Raw genomic sequence first — 1,254 nt, 5'->3', positions numbered from 1 at the left:
CGACGGCCGCGGCCTGTCGGCGGTGGCCGAGGCCGCCCGGGCGGCACCCGCACCGCCCGGCCCGCCGGGGCCCGCCGATGCGCTGCTCGACGGGCTGGTGACGACCTTCACGCGCGGCTTCGCGGCAGGCGCCCCCGAGCTCCGCCGCGCGCTCGAGGCCTTCCGCGCCGACGATCACTCGGCCGGCCCCCCGGGCGAGGGCGGCACCCCCCGCTGGCTGTGGTTGGCCAGCCGTACCGCACTGAGGCTGTTCGACGACGAGCTGCTCCACGTGCTGGCCCACCGACACGTCCGGCTCGCCCGCGACGCAGGCGCGCTGGCCACGCTCGTCCCCGCGCTGCCGTTCCTGGCGTCCGTATCGGTGTTCGCCGGCGACCTGACCCTGGCCACCGAGCTGGTCGCAGAGGAGACCGCCATCAGGCAGGTCACCGGAGGCGTGGCACTGCGCTTCGGCCGGCTGGCACTGGCCGCATGGCAGGGGCGCGAGGCCGAGACCGTCGAGATCCACGCCGCCGCCGTCCAGGAGGCGACCGCCCGCGGGAACCGGGCCGAGATCGCGCTGGCGCACCTCTCTCGGGCAGTGCTCGACAACGGTCTGGGCAACCGCGCAGCGGCGCTGGACGCCGCGGAGCGCGCGTGCGCATATCTCGACGCGACGCACACCAATGCGGCCCTCCCCGAACTCGTCGAGGCGGCCGCCCGCGCCGAGCAGCCCGAGCGCGCGACCACCGCGCTGGAGCAGCTCGACATGCGGGCCCGTGCCAGCGGCTCCCGATGGGCGCTCGGGCTGGCGGCGCGCTCGCGGGCGCTGGTCAGCACCGGACCCACCGCGGAGGAGCACTACCACGAGGCGATCGAGCTGCTGCGAGCCTGCCGGATGACCGTCTACCTCGCCCGCACGCACCTCGTCTACGGCGAGTGGTTGCGCCGCCAGGGCCGGCGCCAGGCCGCCCGCGAACAGCTCCGAAGCGCACACGAGATGCTGTCGGACATGGGCGTGGAGGCATTCGCCGCGCGCGCCGCCCGCGAGCTGCGGGCCACCGGCGAGCACCCGCGCAGCCGGTCGACCCAGCCGTCGGATGCGCTGACCGCCCAGGAGCTGCAGATCGCGCGCCTGGTGGCGACGGGGGCGACCTCGCGGGAGGTCGGGGCGCAGCTGTTCCTGAGCCCGCGCACGATCGAGGCGCACCTGCGCAGCATCTTCCGCAAGCTGGGCATCACCTCCCGCCGGCAGCTCCGGGACCTGCCGCCCCC

The 1,254-nt window shown here is 76.2% G+C and carries 1 protein-coding gene; it reads left to right on the top strand.

The annotated features are described in order from the left end of the window. Positions 1–1,254, top strand: a 1,254-nt coding sequence (locus tag KIK08_RS39080) for a helix-turn-helix transcriptional regulator (RefSeq protein ID WP_214408340.1), incomplete at both ends; no start/stop codon positions are given.

Origin of the sequence: Pseudonocardia lacus, assembly GCF_018531445.1 — a bacterium.
GTDB lineage: Bacteria > Actinomycetota > Actinomycetes > Mycobacteriales > Pseudonocardiaceae > Pseudonocardia > Pseudonocardia lacus.
This window is presented reverse-complemented; position numbering and strand designations above follow the sequence as displayed.